Origin of the sequence: Gluconacetobacter tumulicola, assembly GCF_014174215.1 — a bacterium.
GTDB lineage: Bacteria > Pseudomonadota > Alphaproteobacteria > Acetobacterales > Acetobacteraceae > Gluconacetobacter > Gluconacetobacter tumulicola.
This window is the reverse complement of the sequence record NZ_JABEQL010000083.1, coordinates 1-650: the sequence shown is the minus strand read 5'-3', so window position 1 is coordinate 650 and position 650 is coordinate 1. Positions and strand designations below refer to the sequence as shown.

Sequence of the window (650 nt, the reverse complement as noted above, 5' to 3'; positions counted from 1 at the left end):
CAACGATCATAAGATCAACCGTCTGCACGAACTGCTGCCATGGAATTGGCGGCCCATGCCGACAACTCACAAACAGGCTGCGTGATTATGCGGCCTTGAGCGGCCGGTTACGGTGAAGGCGAAGCTGCGTGATGACCGGCGAGCCGCCATACAAACCAACGAAACCTGGGCGATGGACTTTCGGCAGGAAGATCAGGATTCTCGCGATCGTCGACATATTTTCGCGGTTTTCGCCGATGATCGATCCGCGCTTCAGCTACCGGGCAGAGGACGTTGTCGCGGTCCTCGAGCAAGTCTGTGCCACCGTGGGCTACCCGAAGACGATCCGGGTCGACCAGGGCTCGGAATTCATTTCGCGCGATCTGGATCTCTGGGCCTATGCCAACAATGTCACGCTGGACTTCTCCCGACCCGGCAAACCAACGGACAATGCGTTCATTGAGGCCTTCAATGGACGTCTGAGGGCGGAGTGCCTGAACGCACATTGGTTCCTGACGCTTGCGGATGCACGCGAAAAGTTGGAGGCTTGGCGCAGAGACTAGAGCGCTACTCTGCAAGACCCATAATACCGACGAGCGGGAGGTTCTCTACCCCTGGCACCCTTGGTTTGGGCGTTGGGTGTGCGTCGAGGAGATGATTGAGCGGGGCGG

At 58.5% G+C, this 650-nt stretch carries 1 pseudogene; it reads left to right on the top strand.

Annotation, left to right across the window (positions count from 1 at the left end):
* Positions 1-112: 112 nt before the first annotated feature.
* Positions 113-536: pseudogene (locus HLH29_RS19355) on the top strand (DDE-type integrase/transposase/recombinase); the annotation flags it as partial.
* Between the last annotated feature and the right edge of the window lie 114 nt (positions 537-650).